This is a genomic window from Paraburkholderia mimosarum LMG 23256 = NBRC 106338 (assembly GCF_000739815.1).
In the GTDB taxonomy this organism is placed as follows: Bacteria; Pseudomonadota; Gammaproteobacteria; order Burkholderiales; family Burkholderiaceae; genus Paraburkholderia; species Paraburkholderia mimosarum.
Genome location: NZ_BBJJ01000294.1, coordinates 1 through 1,403 on the forward strand (window position 1 = coordinate 1; position 1,403 = coordinate 1,403).

Annotated in this window: 1 protein-coding gene and 2 pseudogenes; 1 reads left to right on the forward strand and 2 read right to left on the reverse strand. The window is 59.3% G+C overall.

All coding sequences use genetic code 11. From position 1 onward, the window contains the following. A pseudogene (locus tag BMI01S_RS37485) lies at nt 1-410 on the forward strand (transposase); the annotation flags it as partial. Nucleotides 411-466: 56 nt separating this feature from the next. On the opposite strand, the pseudogene BMI01S_RS40480 reads toward BMI01S_RS37485, so the two are convergent. Then, a pseudogene (locus BMI01S_RS40480) lies at nt 467-883 on the reverse strand (IS6 family transposase); the annotation flags it as partial. 118 nt (nt 884-1,001) lie between these two features. Then, nucleotides 1,002-1,403: hypothetical protein (locus BMI01S_RS41745; RefSeq protein WP_218002775.1), on the reverse strand; the 402-nt coding region annotated here is incomplete at its 5' end.

Here is a 1,403-nt window from a genome sequence, read left to right on the forward strand (position 1 = left end):
AGAACCTGAGCGATCGGCCCATACGTGTACTGTTCGATTCGTGGTTCATGCGCGCGCGTCTGATCCTGCCGCTGCTGCGCCGGAACATGCATGTGATTGGTCAGGCGCGCATCGATACGGCGCTGTTCCTGCAGCCCGAAACACCCGATGTGCCCCGGCGCGGACGGCCTCGTATCTATGGGCTGCGTCTGAACGCAGATGCCATCGAAGCCTTGCCCGAAATCGAATTGACGATGAGGCTCTATGGCAAGGAGCAGCGTGTGCGCCTGCGTTCGATCGTCGCCGTAGCCCGCTTCCTCAGGGGCACGCCGGTACGAGCCGTGTGGTGCCAGATCTACAACGACAAACGGCAGGAATGGACAAAGCGACGCCTGATCCTGGCGTCCGAAGTGGATCTGGAAGCAGAAACCAGGTTCTGTCGCAGTAAGAGCAAGAGGTCGGCCAAATCCGATATGGTATGGATTCCTTATCTAGCCAGCGAATAGAATTGCTGTGCGGGAGTTTGACCAACGCCGCCATCGTTCAATTGTCCCTTGACGATCATGTGCATAACTTCGATGCCGCCCAACAGGATGCGGGCACAACGAAAGCTTTTGAACCCAAGCATCGGTCGAGTTCGGCGCTTGATCGCCCGATGATCCTGTTCGATGATGTTATTCAGATACTTTTTCTGGCGGACCTTGATCGGCACCTCCCGTGGGGCGTTGATCGCCCGCAAGGCAGCCAGATTCGATCCGCTCTTGTCGATCGTCACGGTCTCGGGTTCGCCATTCTGGTCGATTGCCTTTTCGAAATAGGCCCGGGCCGCAGCCTTGTCCCGTCGAGCTCGCAGCAGAAAATCAACGGTGTTGCCTGCCTTGTCGACCGCCCGATAGAGATACCGGGCGTGGTTCAAAAAGCGCGATTTTTGCGTTACACAGACGAGCGGAAGCAGCCTGCGTAAGAAAGCAGGAATAACAAGGAGTGGGGTTCAAATGGAGGCCGGCGACGACCTGCCGATGTCAGGTTCGCTGAGGCTGGAGTGGGCCGAATCCGAGCAGCGTCAGCCAGTGATCGTGAGGCTCGCCGCTCATCAGTTCCCTCGGGCTCTTTCCAGTTCGCTCAGGGCATCGGCTGCGGGCAAAGCGGCGATGGTTGAAGACAAACTGCAGCAGACCAAGCCAGGCCCGCCCGCCCTTCAGATGACGCCGGTTGGTCAGGTAGACGCGCAGTCGCGAGTTGAGATTTTCGACCAGCGAGCTGCTGCGTGGTGTGCTATGCAGCGCCCCGGATACGGCGGCGTAGACGCCGTGAAACGGGCGGCCGATGCGGGCTAGCAGGCGATTCCACCCTTGCCAGAACACACTCGACGTTTCGGACTTGCGATGCAGCATGCAGACCTCGCGCACGAGATGGCGCGCCAC